The sequence below is a fragment of the Pseudomonas sp. BN505 genome (assembly GCF_029873175.1).
GTDB lineage: Bacteria > Pseudomonadota > Gammaproteobacteria > Pseudomonadales > Pseudomonadaceae > Aquipseudomonas > Aquipseudomonas putida.
Genome location: NZ_SSOI01000013.1, coordinates 230557 through 248717 on the forward strand (window position 1 = coordinate 230557; position 18161 = coordinate 248717).

Sequence of the window (18161 nt, forward strand, 5' to 3'; positions counted from 1 at the left end):
ACTAAGCATGAGAATACTGATCATTGGCCCCAGCTGGGTCGGCGACATGGTGATGGCGCAGACCTTGTTCCAGTGCCTGAAACAGCAGCACCCCGACTGCGTGATCGACGTGCTGGCCCCCGAGTGGAGCCGGCCGATCCTGGAGCGTATGCCCGAGGTACGCCAAGCCTTGAGCTTCCCGCTCGGCCACGGCGCGCTGGAGCTGGCTACGCGTCGGCGTATCGGCAAATCCCTGGCCGGCCAGTACGACCAGGCCATCCTGCTGCCCAATTCGCTGAAGTCGGCCTTGGTGCCATTCTTCGCTGGCATCCCCAAGCGTACCGGCTGGCGCGGTGAACTGCGCTTCGGCCTGCTGAACGATGTGCGCAAGCTGGACAAGGCCCGCTACCCGCTGATGATCGAGCGCTTCATGGCCTTGGCCTACGCGCCCGGCGCCGAGCTGCCGCAGCCGTACCCGCGCCCCAGCCTGCAGATCGAAGCGCAAAGCCGCGATGCTGCACTGGCCAAGTTCGGCCTGGAGCTGGACCGCCCGGTGCTGGCGCTGTGCCCTGGCGCCGAGTTCGGTGAGGCCAAGCGTTGGCCAGTCGAGCATTACGCTGCGGTGGCCGACGCGATGGTCCGCCAGGGCTGGCAGGTATGGCTGTTCGGCTCGAAGAACGATCACCCGGTCGGTGAGCAGATCCGCGACCGGCTGATCCCGGGTTTGCGTGAAGAATCGTCCAACCTCGCCGGTGAAACCTCGCTGGCCGAGGCCATCGACCTGATGTCCTGTGCCCATGCCGTGGTGTCCAACGACTCCGGCCTGATGCACGTAGCCGCCGCGCTGAACCGCCCGCTGGTGGCGGTGTACGGCTCGACGTCGCCCGGCTTCACCCCGCCGCTGGCCGACCAGGTAGAGGTGGTGCGTACCGGTATCGAGTGCAGCCCATGCTTCGACCGTACCTGCCGTTTCGGCCACTACAACTGCCTGCGCCTGCTGGAACCGGGCAAAGTCATCGCCGCCCTGCACAGCCTGAGCGGGCCGGACCTGATCGATACCGTGGCCGAGGTCGACTAAGTGCGGGTACTGATCATCAAGACCTCGTCGCTGGGTGATGTGATCCACACCCTGCCGGCGCTCACCGATGCCGCCCACGCCATCCCGGGCATTCGTTTCGACTGGGTTGTGGAAGAAGGCTTTGCCGAAATCCCCAGCTGGCACCCTGCGGTCGACCAGGTTATCCCGGTGGCCATTCGCCGCTGGCGCAAGAACCTTTGGCAAACCCTCAAGAGCGGCGAGTGGAAGGCGTTCAAGCAGCGTGTGCGCGAGCGCAAGTACGACCTGGTGATTGACGCCCAGGGCCTGGTCAAGTCGGCTTGGCTGACCCGTTACGTGAAGGCCCCGGTCGCCGGCCTGGACCGCTACTCGGCCCGTGAAGGCTGGGCCAGCCGCTTCTATGACCGGCGCCTGTCGGTTGCCACCGGCCAGCACGCGGTGGAGCGGGTGCGCCAGCTGTTCGCCATGGCCCTGGCCTACGACTTGCCAGAAGGCATTGGCGACTACGGGCTGGACCTGGAGCGCCTGCAATTGCCGCCCGCCGCGCCTTACGTGGTGTTCTTGCATGGCACCACCTGGGCGACCAAGCACTGGCCCGAAGCCTACTGGCGCGAGCTGGCCGAGCGCATGGGCCGGCGCAAGCTGGAAGTGCGCCTGCCGTGGGGCAACCCGGCCGAAAAGGCGCGCGCCGAGCGCATTGCACAGGGCTTGAACAACTGCCAGGTGCTCCCCAAATTGAACCTTGCCGGCGTTGCGCGTGTATTGGCGGCGGCAAAAGCCTGTGTGGCGGTCGATACCGGCCTTGGCCACCTGGCAGCGGCACTCGATGTGCCGACCATTTCGCTGTTCGGCCCGACCAACCCGGGCCTGACGGGTGCCTACGGACGGACCCAGATTCACCAGGCCAGTGACTGGCCTTGCGCTCCCTGCCTGCAGAAGAAGTGCACCTATAAACCGAGCGCTGACGACCTGCGCCGGTTCGATCTGAAACGCGAGTGGCCACTGTGCTTCACTCGCCTGAATCCCGAGCATGTGGCGGGCCGCTTGAGCGCGTTGCTGCTGGCTGAGGATGTCCGTTGATGCAACTGGCTTTCGTGCTTTACAAATATTTCCCCTTCGGCGGGCTGCAGCGCGATTTCATGCGCATTGCTCTGGAATGCCAGAAGCGGGGCCACCAGATCCGTGTGTACACGCTGATCTGGGAGGGTGACATTCCGCCGGGCTTCGAAGTGCTGGTGGCGCCGGTGAAGGCGATTTTCAACCACCGTCGCAACGAGAAGCTCAGCGCCTGGATGGCCGCCGACCTGGCCAAGCGCCCGGTCGACCGCCTGATCGGCTTCAACAAGATGCCGGGGCTGGACGTGTACTACGCCGCCGACGGCTGCTTCGAAGACAAGGCGCAGACCCTGCGTGGCGGCCTGTACCGCCGCTGGGGCCGCTACCGGCACTTTGCCGAGTACGAGCGTGCGGTGTTCGCCAAGGACGCCCACACCGAAGTGTTGATGATTTCCGAGGTGCAGCAGCCGCTGTTCATCAAGCACTACGGCACCCCGGTGGAGCGCTTCCACCTGCTGCCGCCGGGCATTTCCCAGGATCGCCGTGCGCCGGCCAACGCTGCCGAGATACGCGCCGAGTTCCGCAAGGAATTCAACCTGGGCGATGACGACCTGTTGCTGGTACAGATTGGCTCGGGCTTCAAGACCAAAGGTGTGGACCGTAGCCTCAAGGCGCTGGCCGCGCTGCCATCGGCCCTGCGCAAACGCACGAAGCTGATGGTGATCGGCCAGGACGACCCCAAGGTGTTCCAGCTGCAAAGCGCCACCCTGGGGCTGGGCGACCAGGTGCAGTTCCTCAAGGGCCGCAGCGACATCCCGCGCTTCCTGCTGGGTGCCGACGTGCTGATTCACCCGGCGTACAACGAGAACACCGGCACCGTGCTGCTTGAAGCGCTGGTGGCCGGCCTGCCGGTACTGGTGTCCAAAGTGTGCGGTTACGCCCACTACATTGCCGAGGCCGATTGCGGCCTGGTGCTGGACGAACCGTTCGAACAGGACCAGCTCAACGGTTACCTGCAACGCATGCTCGAAGACCCGCAGGCCCGCGCCAGCTGGTCGCGCAACGGCCTGGCGTTTGCTGAAACCGCCGATCTGTACAGCATGCCGCAGCATGCTGCCGACGTGATCCTGGGGCAGAAAACCGTATGAAGCTGATACTGGCCGAACCGTTCAAGCGCCTGTGGGCCGGGCGTGATGCCTTCGATGCCGTAGAAGCGCTGCAAGGCGAGGTTTATCGCGAGCTGGAAGGGCGCCGCACGTTGCGTACCGTAGTGGCTGGCGAGGGTTTTTTCGTCAAGATCCACCGCGGCATTGGCTGGGGCGAGATCTTCAAGAACCTGTTCACCGCCAAGCTGCCGGTGCTCGGTGCCGGCCAGGAATGGCGGGCTATCCAGCGCCTGCACGAGGTGGGTGTGCCGACCATGACCGCAGTCGCCTATGGCGAGCGGGGCAGCAACCCGGCCACGCAGCACTCGTTCATCATCACCGAGGAACTGGCGCCCACCATCAGCCTGGAAGACTTCAGTATCGACTGGGCCAAGCAGCCGCCCGAGCCGCGGCTGAAGCGTGCGCTGATCGACGAAGTGGCGAAGATGACTGGCGGCATGCACCGCGCCGGGGTCAACCACCGCGACTGCTACATCTGCCACTTCTTGCTGCACACCGACCGCCCGGTAACGGCGGACGATTTCAAGCTGTCGGTGATCGACCTGCACCGCGCCCAGACCCGTGCAACCATTAGCCGCCGCTGGCGCGACAAGGACTTGGCCGCGCTGTACTTCTCGGCGCTGGACATCGGCCTGACCCAGCGCGACAAGCTGCGCTTCCTGCGGGGTTATTTCCAGCGCCCGCTGCGCCAAGTGCTGAAGGACGAAGCCCAGTTGCTCACCTGGCTGGAGCGCAAGGCGCAGAAACTCTACGACCGCAAACAACGCTACGGGGATGCGCTCTGATGGCGGGCTGGACACTGGCGCCGGGTTACGAACATCTGGCGACGGACTTCGGCAGCCTCGATGCGGTATTTGCCCTGCAAGGCGAGCGCCTGACCCGCGACCCGCTCAGCGAGGTGGTGCGCATCGAGCGTGACGGGGTCAACTACTACGTCAAGCGCTACACCGGCGCCGGCAAGCACATGCGCCGCTATCTGGGCCGGCCGCGCATCAAGGCCGAATGGCAGAACCTCAAGCAATTCGCCAAGTGGGGCATCCCTACCGCGGAAGTGGTGGCCTGGGGGCTGGAGCGCAAGGGCCTGGCCTTTGGTCGTGGGGCGATGATCACCCGCGAGCTGCCGAACACCGAAGACCTGTCGGCACTCGCCGAGCGCAACGATGCGCGCCTTGCCGACCGCGCCTGGGTCGACCACCTCAGCCGCCAGCTGGCGCGCCATACCCGGGTCATGCACGAGCACCGCTTTGCTCACAACGACCTGAAGTGGCGCAACCTGCTGGTCGATGACCAGGGCACGCTATTCTTCATCGACTGCCCCACCGGCGACTTCTGGCGCGGGTTCATGTGGCGGCACCGGATGATCAAGGACCTGGCGTGCCTGGACAAAGTGGCCAAATACCACCTGTCGGCCACCCAGCGCCTGCGTTTCTATCTGCAATACCGTGGCCGCGACCGGCTGAATGAGCGTGACAAGAAGCGCATTCGCCAGGTGCTGGGCTTTTTCGAGGGAAGGGAATGACCGATTACCTGGCCAGCGCGGACCTCGCGCTGCTCAAACGCCATGGCCTGGACGACTTCGAGGCGCTGTGGGCCTTGCAACTTGAGGCAGTGGATGAACCCAATACCGGCCGTGGCGGCTGGAGCAGCGTGTTCCGCCTGGAACTCGAAGGCAAGGGCTACTACCTCAAGCGCCAGAGCGACTACCTGACCCGCACCCTGCACCGGCCGTTTGGCGAGCCCACCTTCGCCCGCGAATTCCGCAACATCAGCCGCTACCAGAAGCTGCACATTCCGGCCTTGCAGGCGGTGTTCTATGGCGAGCGCAAGCAGGGCGGCAAGCACCGGGCCATCCTGATGACCCGCGCGCTGGACGAGTGGGCCGACCTCGACAGCCTGCTGGCCCAGTGGCCACAGCTGGGCGATGCCGAACGCAATGGCATCCTCAAGGCGTGCGGCCAGCTGGCGCGCACCCTGCACAGCGCCGGCCAGGTGCATGGCTGCTTCTACCCCAAGCACATTTTCCTGCGCCAGCGCCGTGAAGGCTGGGACGCGCAACTGATCGACCTGGAAAAGACCCGGCCATTGCTGTTCGGCATGCGTGACCGCCTCAAGGACCTGGAGCCGCTGCTGCGCCGCGCCCCGGCCTGGAGCGAGGCCGATGTGCGGACAATGCTGGCGACCTACCTGGCGCAGCCGGCTGACAGCACGCTGGTGAACAACTGGTTGCAACGCCTGACGCAACGCCGTCGTGAAAAAGAGGCCCGCTGATGCGTTTGTCCGAACTGAAAGATGCCGGGCGCAGCCCGTCGTTGCCCCTGAGCATCACCCTGGCGGATGCCGCCGGCAGCGCCGAGTTGCAACTGCTCAGCCTGCTGCGCGTATTGCCTGGCCAGCGCTATGTTGGCGCCGGAGTGTGGCGCGGGACCCCGGTGCTGGCCAAGCTGCTGGTGGGCGGTAACGCCGCCCGGCATTTCCAGCGCGAACTGCAAGGTGTGAAGCTGCTGGCCGAGCAGGGCCTGACAACGCCAAAACTGTTGGCCGATGGCCTCAAGGAAGGCGAGGGCGGCTGGCTGCTGTTCGAATTCCTCGACGGCGCCGAAAGCCTGGCCGATGCCTGGGCGGCGGTGGAAAACCTGCCGGTGCTGGCTGACGAGCAACATCTGGTATTGGGTGAAGCACTGACGGCTGTCGCGCACATGCACGCCCAGGGCCTTTGGCAGGAAGACCTGCACCTGGACAACCTGCTGCGCCATGGCGGCAAGCTGTACCTGATCGACGGCGCCGGTATCAAGGCCGAAACGCCTGGCCAGCAACTGTCACGCCCGCGGGTGCTGGAAAACCTCGGGGTGTTCTTCGCCCAGTTGCCCAAGCGCCTGGAACCGTTCATCGAAGAGCTGCTGGTGCACTACCTGCTGGCCAACGCCGAGCATGCGTTGCCCCTGGAAGCCCTGCAAAAGCAGGTGGACAAGGTGCGCAACTGGCGCCAGAAGGACTACCTGGACAAAGCGGGCCGCGAGTGCAGCCTGTTCAGCGTCCAGCGCAGCCTCTCGGGCTTGCAGGCGATCCGCCGCAGCGAAGTCGACGCCATGCAGCCGGTGCTGGAGCAGGCCGATGCGCTGATCGACAAGGGCCACCTGTACAAGACCGGCGGCGCCGCCAGCGTGGCGCGTATCGAGGTGAACGGCCGCAAGCTGGTGCTCAAGCGCTACAACATCAAGAACACCGCGCACTGGTTCAAGCGCTTCTGGCGCCCGAGCCGGGCCTGGCATTCGTGGATTGAAGGCCACCGCCTGGAATTCCTCGGCATCGCCACGCCTCGCCCTCTCGCGGTGCTGGAACAGCGGGTGCTGGGCCTGCGTAGCCGTGCCTACCTGGTCACCGAGTATGTCGACGGCCCGGACCTGACGGCATGCTTCGCGCCCTACGTCGAAAGTGGCGATGCACCCGAGGAGCAAGTGGATGCCTTGGTCCATGTGATGCAGCAGCTGATTCGCGAGCGTATCAGCCACGGGGACTTCAAAGGCCATAACCTGTTCTGGCACAACGGCCAGTGGTCGCTGATCGACCTTGATGCCATGTGCCAGCACGCCACCCAGCTCAGCTTCGCCCCGGCCTATGCCCGCGACCGGGCACGGCTGCTGCGCAACTGGCCGAGTGGCAGTGCCTTGCATCAGCGACTGGACCGGCTTTTGCCAAAACTGGTCGAGTAAGGCAGCCGGTTCGGGCTTTCATTGGGCTGGCGGTGGTTGGTCTGGCAGTGTCAGCCAGTCACTGCTGCGCCCTGCCTGGCGAACGCGTATCAGCCACTGGCCGCTTTCGTGACGCATCACCGCCCACGGCACCACCCCGGCGTTGTCGGGGCTAGCCATCTGCAAGTGGTAATGATCCGGCAGCAGGTGGCGGCGCACCGGCAACTGCCCGTTCTCGAGCCCCAGGTACAACTGGTCGTCAGCCTCGAAGAGCCCTTGTTCGATATTCAGTGGCAGGCCAGCCACAGGCACCTGCAGGTAGCAGTCTTGCAGTAACTGCTTAAGGTCGGGCAGCCCGTCGTACCAGAGTACCGGTGAGTCGATGACCCACTGCCCGTCGGCCTTGCGCTTGAGCGGCTGCTGCAGGTAGGCGTCTGGCTGGGCAGGGTCAATGGCCCGCCAGCGGTAGCCGTCGAAGCTGACCTGGTAATAGCGGTTGTCGTTGTCCTTGACGAAGTACAGCGACTGCCCGCCAAACACCGAACTTTGCTCGTATACACCTTCACCGTAGATACCGTCTATGCGATAGCGCAGGCTGCTGCTGCCCGGTTGTACCTGTTGGCGTGCGGGCAGCGGCAGTGGCGGTTGTTTGGGGATCCCGCGCAGGGATCGGCGTAGCACTCTGGAGCCCAGAAAACTGGTACCTGCATCGTTGAGGTGGCTAAGCGCCTGATACGCATGCCGCATCACCCCTTCGACATCCTCTTGCTTGAAGGCCTCGGCGCCGTCCCAGATATCGATTGCCATGCGGCCGATCGACAGCACCAGCAGCGCACGGTTCGGCAGCAGCAGGCTGATGAAGTCCAGTAAGCGCCAGCTCAGCGCCATGACCGACTCCACATTCACTTCCCTGGTCGTCATGCTTTCGGCATCGGCCTGAGCGATCAGCGCCCGGGCTTCGGCCATGTAGTAGACGAAGAACAGGTCGTCCTTGATCTCGGGTGTCGTCAAATGTGTGCTCATGCGACCCTTCTCCAGCAGCCGCTCCACCGTGGCGGCAGGCAGCAATGGCAGGCGCTGGGCTAAGTATGCTCTAAACGTGGGCTGTTGGCGCAATGTGCGAAGCAGTTCGCGGGTTGTTCGGAAACGCCGCCAGGCCCTGCGGTCGGGGGCATCCGGGGTGTACAGCACACATGCCGGAGACTTGTAGGTGATGCTGTTGAGCAGAAGCACCCCCTGCAGGGTATGGCCCATGATGTTCAGCTGCCGGACAGTGACCGGGTAGCCTGCTACCGGCGCACGCAAGGCATTGTGTGGTTGGTCCAGCACTGCGCGCACCCAGTTGTAGCCGTGTTCGAAAGGGTCTTCGCCAAAGTGCCCTGCGTAGCGCGCCTTGACTGCTTCAGCGTGCATGCGTGCACGGTTGACCTTGCTGTGCGCAGTGAGCCGCCATTTGCCCGCTCTGGAACTGATGAGTTGGGTGCGCAGGTACTCTGCGTAACTGTCACACACGTTCAGTTCCCGGACCATGTGCTTGACATACTGCGGCGTGAGCCCGGCGGGCATGGCTATGCCATGGGCATGGATCACTCGGGCAGTAAGCCAGTAGTCGGTATCGAACCACGGCAAGTTCTTGAGGGCGATCTCTTCGAGGGTGTTGATTTCCTCGACCATTTCGACCATCTCGTCGCCCACGCGTCGCATGCCTGCATAGGTGACATAGGATGAGATGGCGAAGGGATGCAGGACGGAGCCAGTGCGGCGGGCACGCACGACCACGATCTTGATATCGCCGGGATCTGCAGCGTACCCCAGGTCATGGCGCAGCCGCTCGCGAAGGCGTGCGTTGGCCCAGCCCAGCAGGCTATTGCGTTGCTTGAAGTCGTTGAAGCTCAGCACCCCCGGTGCGGCAGCCTGCTCGGCGATTGCCACCAGCTCTTGCATCGCCTGCATCATATGGCTAAGGCCTTGCGCAGATGTATTGCGCAGCCAGTTCGGCAGGTTCTTCTCAAGCAATCGGGAGTAACGTGTCTGCAGGATGGGTTTGGCGCCGACTTCGTGCCAGAGCTCCATGGCTTTATGTATTCGGGTGTGCTGGTGGGGTGAGCTGCTCCACAAGCCGGTGTCACTCAAGCGTTGGCGCTGGGCTTCTATCACACTGTCGATCTGGGCCTCCAGCAGGCTATCGGCGTACCAGTCATAGCGCAGGCGCTGTGACAGCCGCACGCGGTCCGCCTGCGCGTCAGTGTACAGATGCAGCAGCGGTTGGCTCTGGAGTGGGTCTTCCAGGCGTTCACAAAGCTCCTGGTGCAGTGCGGCAAGGGACTCGAAGGCCTCAACGCCTTGTGAGAGGCTGCACAGCAACGCCATGCCTGCGGCATCCTCGGGTGTGAGCATAGGGCCCTCGGCGGTGCCGGCAACGATGATCAGTGTGCCTGGCAGGTAGCTTCGCCAGTTGGGCCGTAGGCCTTCCAGCAGAACGCGGTAGACCTGTGGCCTTTTGGCCAGGGGCATATGCCTGCGCTGGGAGGGTAGTGGCTGTTGCAGGCAGGCCCATAGTTGATCGGCTGAGCGGTAGCCCAAGGTCTCGTCGCCCAGGCGCAATTCAACCTCGGCCAGCATCAGCGCCTTGCGCAGTGCCAGCAGCTTTTGTCTTGGGGTTTCGCCTTGCTCATCGGCCGTGGTCCAGAAGCTGGCCAGTTCGCCGTGCAACCAAGTGCGTGTGTCGGTGTTGATGGGGTGCTGAAGGGCAATCGTCGGAAGGCCGCCGAGCAGGTCACTGATCTGTCGGTCGATCTGTTCCAGTTGTTCGAGGGGGCGCATGGGGCGGGTCCTTGGTTGAGGAAAACCCCATGCTTGGCAATACCTGCGGTTGCGTGGCGGTAGCGGGCTAGCGCCCCCGACGCCAGAGCAGCCCGCGCAGGCTCAACAGGGCCGGCAGGCCCAGGCCGGCCCATGCCAGAACGTCCCAGCCACCGTCGCCAAGCAGTGCGGCGAACAGGCCCAGGAACCCAAGCATGGCAATCAACGCTGGCCATGCGAAGAGGCGTGCAGTGGATTGCGACCTGTGGCTCATGCGCGCACCTCCCTGGGTTTGCGCTGCTTGCCCCACCACAGGTAGAGGCCGCTGCCGAGCACGATGATTGTCAGCACGTCCAGCAAAGCCCAGAGGATTTGCATCGGTCGCCCGCCGTAATCGCCAAAATGCAACGGCTGCGACAGGCCCATGGCATCCATGTACCAGGGACGGTCGCCTACGGCAGTCACAGCAAGGGTGCGAGCATCTATCAATACCGGCGTGAACAGGTGAGAACTCAGGTGTGTGGCACCGTTCATGAATACCGCATAGTGGTGCTCGCTGGAGAACCGCGTGCCTGGAAAAGCGATGAAGTCCGGGCGCATGCCGGGGGCGGCCTGTTCGGCAATTTCCAGCAGGCGAGTGGCTGGGGCGCGATCGACGAGCGGCGGCGCGTCGCGGTAGGGGGCAACCATCGCTGCCAGGCTGTCGTTGCGCCAGGCCGCGATGACCAGGTCGGACAGGGCACTGATCACGCCCGTTACGCCCACGGTCAGCGCCCAGGCCAGGGTAACTGCGCCGATCAGGTTGTGCAGGTCGAGCCAGCGTAGGCGGCGGGACTTTTCGTGGCGCACGGCGCCGAACGCCAGACGGCGCATGAACGGCGCATAGAGCACGGTGCCGGAGACAATCGCGACGATGAACAGCACGCCCATGAAGGCCAGCAGCAGCTTGCCGGGCAGGCCGGCGAACATGTCCACGTGCAGGCGCAGCATGATCATCATGAAGCCGCCATTGGCAGCCGGCATGGCCACTGGTTCGCCGGTGCGGGCGTCGAGCATGAAGGTGTGCGACAGGTTGGGGTCGGTGCCAGCGGTAGCGGCGGTGATGGCCACCACGCCGTTGGGTTCGTCCTCCTCATAGCCGAAGTACTGCACCACCTCGCCGGGGCGGTGTTGTTCGGCTTTCAGTACAAGCTGCTGCAGGTCGAGGTGCGGGGTGCCAGCTGGCATTTCACGCAGTTCGGGGGCGTCGCCGAGCAGGTGTTCGAGTTCGTGGTGGAAGATCAGCGGCAGGCCGGTGAGTGCCAGCAGCAACAGGAACAGGGTACAGACCAGGCTGCTCCAGGTATGGATCACGGACCAGCGGCGGATGGTTGGGCTTTTCATCACGGTACCGATTTTTGTCTGTTGGAACGGGGGCCGCAACGCGGCCCCCGCTCACTCAGAACTTGTAAGTGGCGCTGGCGACAACACTGCGCTCATCGCCGTAGTAGCAGTAGTACGAGTCACAGGTAGAGAGGTAATCCTTGTTCAGCAAGTTGGTGGCATTGACCGCCACCGACGCGCCCTTCAGGCTGCTGTCCAGGCGACCCAGGTCGTAATGCACCGACGCATCGAACACGGTGTAGGCCTTGGCCTTGCCCAGGTAGGTATTGCCCTGGTCACCGTAGGTATTGCCGGTATAGCGCGCGCCCAGGCCGATGCCGAAGCCGTCGAGCACGCCGGAGTGCCAGGTGTAGTCACTCCATACCGAGGCTTGCTGGTTAGGCATCAATTGCAGGCGGTTACCTTTGTAGAGGCCGTCCTGCACTTCAGATTTGGCCAAGGTGTAAGCGGCAATCACTTTCAGGTTTTCGGTAACGTCGGAAACCGCTTCAAGCTCAAGGCCGTGGACTTTCACTTCGCCGGTCTGGCTGGTGACGGTTACGCCACCCACGTTGTTGGTGACCGAGACGTTCTTCTGGGTCAGGTCATACACAGCTGCCGACAGCAGCGTGTTGGAGCCCGGTGGCTGGTACTTGACGCCCAACTCCCACTGCTGGCCCTCGGTCGGCTTGAACGACTCGGTCGCAGAGGCGCTGGCATTGCTGGCAGGTTGGAAGGACTCGGCATACGAAAGGTACGGCACGAAGCCCGAATCGAACACGTAGCTGAGAGCCGCGTTGCCGCTGAACTTCTTGTCGCGCTGGGTATTGGTGGCATCACCCTGGTTGAGATACCTGGTACCGGTATGTACCCAGTCCTCACGACCGCCCAAGGTCAGGCGCCAGTTGCCGAGCGCCATCTGGTCCTGAACATACAAGCCGGTCTGGCGGGATTTCTGGTTGTAGTCGTAGAACGCCGTGGAGCGGTCCGGGCGGGTGATCGGTACCCCGTAGACCGGGTTGTTGACGTTGCTGTCCGGCACGTTGAAGCCGAAGATCGACAGGTAGTTGGTGTTGATGCGCTGGTGGTCCAGGCCGAGCAGCAGGGTGTGGGTGATGTCGCCGGTGGCGAAATCTGCCTGGAAGTTGTTGTCCACGGCGAACTGGCTGATGTCTTCGTCAGTGTTGGTGGACATGCGGCTTACCGTGCCATCGTCCTTCACCGGGCCACCGGGCTGGTAGTAGCTGCCTGGTGTGATGGTCTGGAACGCCAGGTCTGTCTTGGTGTAACGCAAATTCTGACGGAACTGCCACACATCGTTGATGCGGTGTTCGAAGGCGTAGCCCAGGGCGTAGTAGGTACGGTCGTAGAATTCGTAGTCCGGGTCACCCAGGTTCTTGTGGTGCGAGATCTTGCCGAACGGCATGTCGATCTTGGTGCCCTGGATTGGCCGGAACTGGCTGGTGGCGCCGGTATCGTCGCGGGTGAACTGGGTGAGGAAGGTCAGCGTGGTGTCTTCGTCAATGTTCCAGGTCAGGCTCGGGGCGATGTTGTAGCGCTTGTCGTCGATGTGGTCGATCTGCGTGCCGCCGTCGCGGATCACACCGCTGACGCCGTACAGGAAGCGGCCTTCATCGTCGATCTTGCCAGTGCTGGCAAAGTTGATCTGGCGGTGGTTGTCGCTGCCGTACTGCAGTTCGATCTCGTGCTCGCTTTCGGCTTGCGGGCGACGGCTGACCATGTCCAGCAGGCCGCCGGGCGGGGTTTGGCCATAGATCGAGGAGGCCGGGCCACGCAGCAGGGCGAGGCGGTCGAGGTTCCAGGTTTCGGCTTTCGGGTTGGCGTACACGCCGCGTGGCAGCGGCAGGCCATCGAGGAACTGGGTGGGCTCGAAGCCGCGCACGCGCATCCAGTCATAGCGCGTGTCGCTGCCGAAGCTGGCCGACACGATGCCGGGCATGTAGCGCACGGCGTCATCCAGGCTGTGCACACCGCGGTCTTTCATCTGCTCGCGGGTGGCGATGGAGATGGAACGCGGGGCCTCCACCAGCGCGGTGTCGGTCTTGGTGCCAGCGGCGGTGCGCTTGGCCAGGTAACCCTCTACCGGGCCCCAGGCACTTTCAGAAACGCTGGCGGCGTCCACGGTGGTTTCCGGTAGCGCCAGGGTGCCGTCCGGCACGGCCACCAGGCTGTAGCTACCCACGCTGCTCTGTTGCAACTGCAGGCCGGTACCGCGCAGGGCCGCTTGCAGGGCGCCGAGGCCGTCGTACTGGCCGCTTACCGGGGCCGAGGTGCGGCCGCTTACCAGTGCCGGGTCGATGGCCAGGGCAATGCCGGCCTGGCTGGCGATCTGGTTAAGGGTGGTGGCTAGCGGCGCGCTGGGCAGGTTGTAGGCGCGCGGCGTGGATAGCTCGGCGGCGAACAAGGCGGAGCTTGCCAGCGGGGCGGCCAGGCCGATGGCCAGGGCCATCAGGCTGGGGCGCAGGATACGATCAACGGCACGGGACATGCGGCGGTTCCTCGACGGGTAAGTGCTTGCTGCTTCCTTGCCGAGCGAGAATTGAAAAGTGACAGGGTGAATCTGAAAAATATTGAGAATTATTTGAAATGTGTATTTGCCTGCATTGGCCTCTTCGCGGGTGAACCCGCTCCCACAGGGACCCCACGGGGTCAGGCACTGTGAAACACCTGTGGGAGCGGGTTCACCCGCGAAGAGGCCGTTACAGGTCTACTTGGGAACGACGTTCACCCACCACTGGGTATGCCGCTCGATCTTCACCGGCAAGGCCGGCACCAACGACTCCAGCGCCAAGTCGGTGTTGGTCAGCGGGAAGCTGCCGGTCACGCGCAGGTCGGCGACTTGCTCGTCTACCCCCAGGTAGCCGCTGCGGTACTTGCCCAGTGCGGCCAGCAAGTCGCCCAGCCGCACGTTGTCCACCACCAGCATGCCGCGGGTCCAGGCATCGGCCCCGACCGGTACTGTGCCGACCTGGCCGAGGCCGTTGGCGTTCATCAGTACCTGCTGGCCTTCGCGCAGCACTTGCTCGTCGCCACTGTTGTGTGGCATGGCTGCGACCGAGGCTTGCAGTACTTCCAGGCGTGTACCGGCGGCTTCGCGGCGCACGAGGAAGCGCGTGCCAAGGGGGCGCAGGCGACCGTCGTCGGTGCGTACCAGCAGCGGGCGTGGGTCCTGGTGGCCGGTTTCAACCGAGATCTCGCCATGGTGCAGCACGATTACCCGCTGCTCGCCCGCGTAGTCGATGTCTACGGCGGTGTGGGTGTTCAGGCTCAGCAGTGTGCCGTCTTCCAGGCGCAGGGTACGCAGCTCGCCGGTAGCGGTACGCTGGTCGGCCAGCCAGTAGCTTGGGGCCAGCGACGGTGCGCCGACCCAGGCCAGCAGCGACCCGAGCAGGAACATGCCAGCAAGCCCGCCGCCCACATTGCCGATGCGTCGACGCAGGCTGGTGCGTGATTGCAGCAACGCCTGGCGTGCCGGGCCGGCCGCGGCGCTGACGCGCTGGTCCATGGCGCCGAGCTGGCGCCAGGCACGCGCGTGTTCTTCGCTGGCGGCATGCCAGCGCATGAATTCGTTGCGTTCATCGGGCGTGCCGCTGGCGTCGCCGAGGCTGAGTTTCCAGGCGATGGCAGCTTCCAGTACCTGGGACGAAACCGGTGCGTTGCTCACGTCGGTTCCCCGTACAGGGCCACATAGCACTGGCGCATGCCTTGGGCGATGTACTGGCGCACCCGCGACACCGACACACCCAGGCGCTCGGCGATTTCGCCATGGCCCATGCCGTCCAGGCGGTTGTGCAGGAATGCCGCGCGGGCCTTGCTCGACAGCTTGCCGAGCAGCCGGTCGATGGCCTTGAGGTCTTCGAGGATCAGCAGCTGCACTTCCGGGGAAGGTTGTTCGGCTTCCGGGATCAGCGCCAGCTCGGCCAAATAGGCCTGTTCCAGCGCGGCGCGGCGAAAGTGGTCGAACATCAGCCCTTTGGCCACGGCGGCCAGGAACGCACGGGGTTCGCGGGGCGTGTCCAGCTGCTCACGGCCGAGCAGGCGCACGAAGGTGTCCTGGCTCAGGTCTTCGGCACGTTGGCGGCAGGCCATGCTGCGTTGCAGCCAGGCGAGCAGCCAGCCGCGGTGGTCGCGGTACAGCGCACCGACCAGATCGGCGTGTGGGCTCTGTGCTGAAGACAAGCAGCGTCCCCCCGGAACGAATGCATTAACTAACGATAATTATTCGCGATTGTTGCAGAGGGGAGGGGGTGGGTGCAATGGACGCTTATCGGATTGCCACCATGGAAAAGGCTGATGGGGCTGTCTTGAGGTTTTCAGCGCCTGTGAGATCGAGCGCCGCCCGCGCGGCGCTCGATCTCACAGGCGCAACAAAAATCACGCCCTACAGGCCGTGGCTCTGCACGTTGCGCCGCCGCCACCCACGCAACCGCTGCTCCAGTTGCAACGGGCTGTCCAGTTGCTGGCGCCGGGCCTGGCTGAACAGTATCAGCGCCAGCTCTGCGGTTACCTGGGCATCGGCACTGGCATGGTGGCGCTCTTCCACCTGCAAACCAAACCGCGCCACCCAGTCATCCAGCCCGGCCTCGCGCAGCACCGTGTCTGGGTTTAGCATCGGCGCCAGTTCGGCAACGTCGAGGAACAGTGACTGCAGACGATGCCCAAGGCTTTCCTTCAGCGCACGGGCCAGCATGCGCTGGTCGAAGGGCGCATGAAACGCCAGCACCGGGCTGTTGCCAATGAAATCGAGCAAGTCGAGCAGGGCCTCGGCCGGGTCGCAACCGGCGGCAAGGGCGTCAGGGCCCAGGCCATGAATCAGCACGCTGGCGTTGGTCTTCTGCAAAGGCCTGTGCAGGGTGCGTTCGAACTGCTGGGCAAAATCGATGGCGCCGTCTTCGATGGCCACTGCGCCAATCGACAATACCTGGTCCCGGTTGGGGTTGAGCCCGCTGGTTTCCAGGTCCAGCACCACCCAGCGCTGTTCACGCAGGGTGCATACCCCCAGCGGTGTGGGCTTGGGCAACCGGCTCAGGCGCTGGCGTGTGGCGGGGTCCAGTTCGGGCGCGCTGGGGCGCAGCCAGGTGAACAGGCTCATAGCTGGTACCGCAGGGCCAGGCTGCTTTGCAGGCGCTGGGCCTGGCGCAGCGCCTCGCGCAGGATGCGCCGGTCCAGGTGGTTGAGGCTGTCCGGGTCGAGGCGGTTGGAGTAAGGCAGGTTGTCGCGAGCCTGGCGCTGGTGCTGCTGCATGCGGGTTTGCTGGATGAAGTGGTAAGCCTCTTCATAGGCCGCGCCATCCAGTGGCTCGATCACGCCCTTGGCCACCAGCTGGCGCAGCCGCTCCAGGGTGTTGCAGGCACCGACGCCATTGGCCAACGCCAACAGCCGGGCACCGTCGACGAAGGGCGTCAGGCCCTGAACCTTGAGGTCGAGGGTGGCGGCCTTGTCATTGCCCTGGCGGGTCAGCACGAACTCGCGCAGGCGGCCCACCGGCGGGCGCTGGCGCAAGGCGTTTTCGGCCAGCATGCGCTGGAAGATGCGGTTGTCGGCCACTTGGTCCAACAGGCGTTGGCGCAGTTGTTCGCAACCTTGCTCATCGCCCCACACCACGCGCAGGTCGAAGTAGATGCTCGAACCCAGCAGGTTCTCCGGGCTGGCTTCACGAACAAAGCCGGCAAAGCGCCGTGCCCACTCGTTGCGCGACAGGCACAGGTCAGGGTTGCCGGCCATGACGTTGCCCTTGCACAGGGTAAAGCCGCACTGGGCCAGGCACTGGTTGATGTACTGCGCCAGCGGCAGCAGGCGGGCACGGATGGCGTCGGCTTCAGCGCTGTCGGCGGCTTCGAAGAGGATGCCATTGTCCTGGTCGGTGTGTAGGGTCTGCTCGCGGCGCCCTTCGCTGCCAAAGCACAACCAGCTGAACGGCACGCCCGGGTCGCCGCGCTCGGCCAGCGCCAGCTCGATCACCCGGCACACGGTGTGGTCGTTGAGCAGGGTGATGATCTGGGTGATCTGCGTGGACGATGCGCCATGGGCCAGCATGCGCTCCACAAGCTGGCTGATTTCCCCGCGCAGCGAGACCAGGGTGTCCAGCCGAGGGGCATGGCGGATGGTGCGCGCCAGGTGCACCAGGTCGACCCGTTGCAGCGAGAACAGGTCACGCTCGGAAACCACCCCGCACAAGCGCCGGTTTTCTACCAGGCACACGTGGGCGATATGCCGCTCGGTCATGGCCATGGCCGCGTCGAAGGCGCTGGCCTGAGGGCTGAGGTAGAAGGGCTTGACCGTCATGTGCCGCTCGATGGGCGCGCCCAGGTCGGCATCCGCCGAGGCCACCACCTGGCGCAGGTCGCGCAGGGTGAAGATGCCGGTGGGGTAGCGCTGCGCGTCGACCACCACGATGCTGCCGACCTGCTGCTCGTGCATCAGTCGTACGGCTTCGCGCAGCGGGGTTTGTGCCGTGCACACCACCGGGTGACGCATGGCCAGCTCACCCAAGGGCGTGTTCAGCGAATACTGGGTGCCGAGGGTTTCCACAGCGCGCTGTCGTACCTGCTGGTTGACCTGGTCGAGCAGGCTGCTGACCCCGCGCAGGGCAAAATCCCGAAACACTTCAGACATCGAGAACACGCGGATGAACGCGGCCTTGTTCAACTGCAGGCAGAAGGTATCTTCACCGGCCAGGTGCTCGGTGCGGGTGGCTCGCTCGCCCAGCAGGGCGGCCAGCGGGAAGCACTCGCCACTGGTGATTTCGAAGGTGGTTTCCACGCCAGGCTTGACCAGGTGCTGGCGCTCGCCAACCACGCGGCCCTGTTTGACGATGTAGAAGTGCTCGACCGGCCCGTCGGCAGGTTTGACGATGCTTTCGCCGCAGGCATAGAAGCGCAGCTGGCACTGCTCGACCAGGTAGGCCAGGTGGCTGTGCTCCATCTGGTTGAACGGCGGAAAGCGCTGCAGGAACTGCTGGGTGCCTTGGATGTTCTGCAGTACTGCTGTCCTGCCCGCCTGGCTGTAGGCGTCCTTTTTGCTCATGAA

General features: G+C 64.4%; 15 protein-coding genes. 7 read left to right on the top strand and 8 right to left on the bottom strand.

Going from position 1 to position 18161, the window contains the following annotated elements; all coding sequences use genetic code 11:
• Window positions 1-7: 7 nt before the first annotated feature.
• Genes waaF through E8E78_RS01920 form a run of 7 tightly spaced genes read left to right on the top strand, consistent with a single transcriptional unit; the run spans window position 8 to window position 6968 of the window.
• Complete coding sequence (gene waaF, locus E8E78_RS01890) at window positions 8-1057, top strand: lipopolysaccharide heptosyltransferase II (RefSeq protein ID WP_016497647.1); 1050 nt, start codon at window positions 8-10, stop codon at window positions 1055-1057.
• Entirely contained in the window at window positions 1058-2116 is a 1059-nt protein-coding gene (gene waaC / locus E8E78_RS01895) for a lipopolysaccharide heptosyltransferase I (protein ID WP_016497648.1), read from the top strand. It begins immediately after the preceding gene.
• The gene (locus E8E78_RS01900) at window positions 2116-3240 is read left to right on the top strand and encodes a glycosyltransferase family 4 protein (RefSeq protein WP_016497649.1); all 1125 of its coding nucleotides are present in this window, start codon (window positions 2116-2118) and stop codon (window positions 3238-3240) included. Before waaC ends, E8E78_RS01900 begins: the two co-directional genes overlap by 1 nt.
• Window positions 3237-4043 carry a lipopolysaccharide core heptose(I) kinase RfaP gene (gene rfaP, locus E8E78_RS01905; RefSeq protein ID WP_059394968.1) on the top strand — a complete coding sequence of 269 codons (807 nt, stop codon included), beginning with the start codon at window positions 3237-3239 and terminating at the stop codon, window positions 4041-4043. The genes E8E78_RS01900 and rfaP overlap by 4 nt, the downstream gene beginning before the upstream one ends.
• Window positions 4043-4777, top strand: coding sequence for a lipopolysaccharide kinase InaA family protein (locus E8E78_RS01910; RefSeq protein WP_016497651.1), 735 nt, complete (start codon window positions 4043-4045; stop codon window positions 4775-4777). Before rfaP ends, E8E78_RS01910 begins: the two co-directional genes overlap by 1 nt.
• Window positions 4774-5526, top strand: coding sequence for a lipopolysaccharide kinase InaA family protein (locus E8E78_RS01915; RefSeq protein WP_049272914.1), 753 nt, complete (start codon window positions 4774-4776; stop codon window positions 5524-5526). The genes E8E78_RS01910 and E8E78_RS01915 overlap by 4 nt, the downstream gene beginning before the upstream one ends.
• On the top strand, window positions 5526-6968 hold the full coding sequence (locus tag E8E78_RS01920) for a lipopolysaccharide kinase InaA family protein (RefSeq protein WP_049272916.1): 1443 nt from the start codon (window positions 5526-5528) through the stop codon (window positions 6966-6968). The genes E8E78_RS01915 and E8E78_RS01920 overlap by 1 nt, the downstream gene beginning before the upstream one ends.
• Before the next feature lie 18 nt (window positions 6969-6986).
• On the opposite strand, the gene E8E78_RS01925 is transcribed toward E8E78_RS01920, so the two are convergent.
• From E8E78_RS01925 to E8E78_RS01960, 8 genes are all read right to left on the bottom strand, one after another.
• Window positions 6987-9770, bottom strand: coding sequence for a DUF6543 domain-containing protein (locus E8E78_RS01925; protein ID WP_280312496.1), 2784 nt, complete (start codon window positions 9768-9770; stop codon window positions 6987-6989).
• 67 nt (window positions 9771-9837) lie between these two features.
• Entirely contained in the window at window positions 9838-10023 is a 186-nt protein-coding gene (locus tag E8E78_RS01930; RefSeq protein WP_016497655.1) for a hypothetical protein, read from the bottom strand.
• Window positions 10020-11132: a PepSY-associated TM helix domain-containing protein gene (locus E8E78_RS01935; protein ID WP_280312498.1), complete on the bottom strand. Its 1113-nt coding sequence runs from the start codon at window positions 11130-11132 to the stop codon at window positions 10020-10022. Before E8E78_RS01935 ends, E8E78_RS01930 begins: the two co-directional genes overlap by 4 nt.
• A 55-nt stretch (window positions 11133-11187) precedes the next feature.
• The gene (locus E8E78_RS01940; RefSeq protein ID WP_084967493.1) at window positions 11188-13620 is read right to left on the bottom strand and encodes a TonB-dependent siderophore receptor; all 2433 of its coding nucleotides are present in this window, start codon (window positions 13618-13620) and stop codon (window positions 11188-11190) included.
• A 219-nt stretch (window positions 13621-13839) separates the two neighbouring features.
• Window positions 13840-14796 (bottom strand): FecR family protein, encoded by a 957-nt coding sequence (locus tag E8E78_RS01945; RefSeq protein WP_061203608.1) that lies wholly within the window; start codon window positions 14794-14796, stop codon window positions 13840-13842.
• Window positions 14793-15311: an RNA polymerase sigma factor gene (locus E8E78_RS01950; RefSeq protein ID WP_016497659.1), complete on the bottom strand. Its 519-nt coding sequence runs from the start codon at window positions 15309-15311 to the stop codon at window positions 14793-14795. Before E8E78_RS01950 ends, E8E78_RS01945 begins: the two co-directional genes overlap by 4 nt.
• A 202-nt stretch (window positions 15312-15513) precedes the next feature.
• On the bottom strand, window positions 15514-16224 hold the full coding sequence (locus E8E78_RS01955) for a 3'-5' exonuclease (RefSeq protein ID WP_049274985.1): 711 nt from the start codon (window positions 16222-16224) through the stop codon (window positions 15514-15516).
• On the bottom strand, window positions 16221-18158 hold the full coding sequence (locus tag E8E78_RS01960; RefSeq protein ID WP_280312500.1) for a DUF294 nucleotidyltransferase-like domain-containing protein: 1938 nt from the start codon (window positions 18156-18158) through the stop codon (window positions 16221-16223). Before E8E78_RS01960 ends, E8E78_RS01955 begins: the two co-directional genes overlap by 4 nt.
• Window positions 18159-18161: the final 3 nt, after the last annotated feature.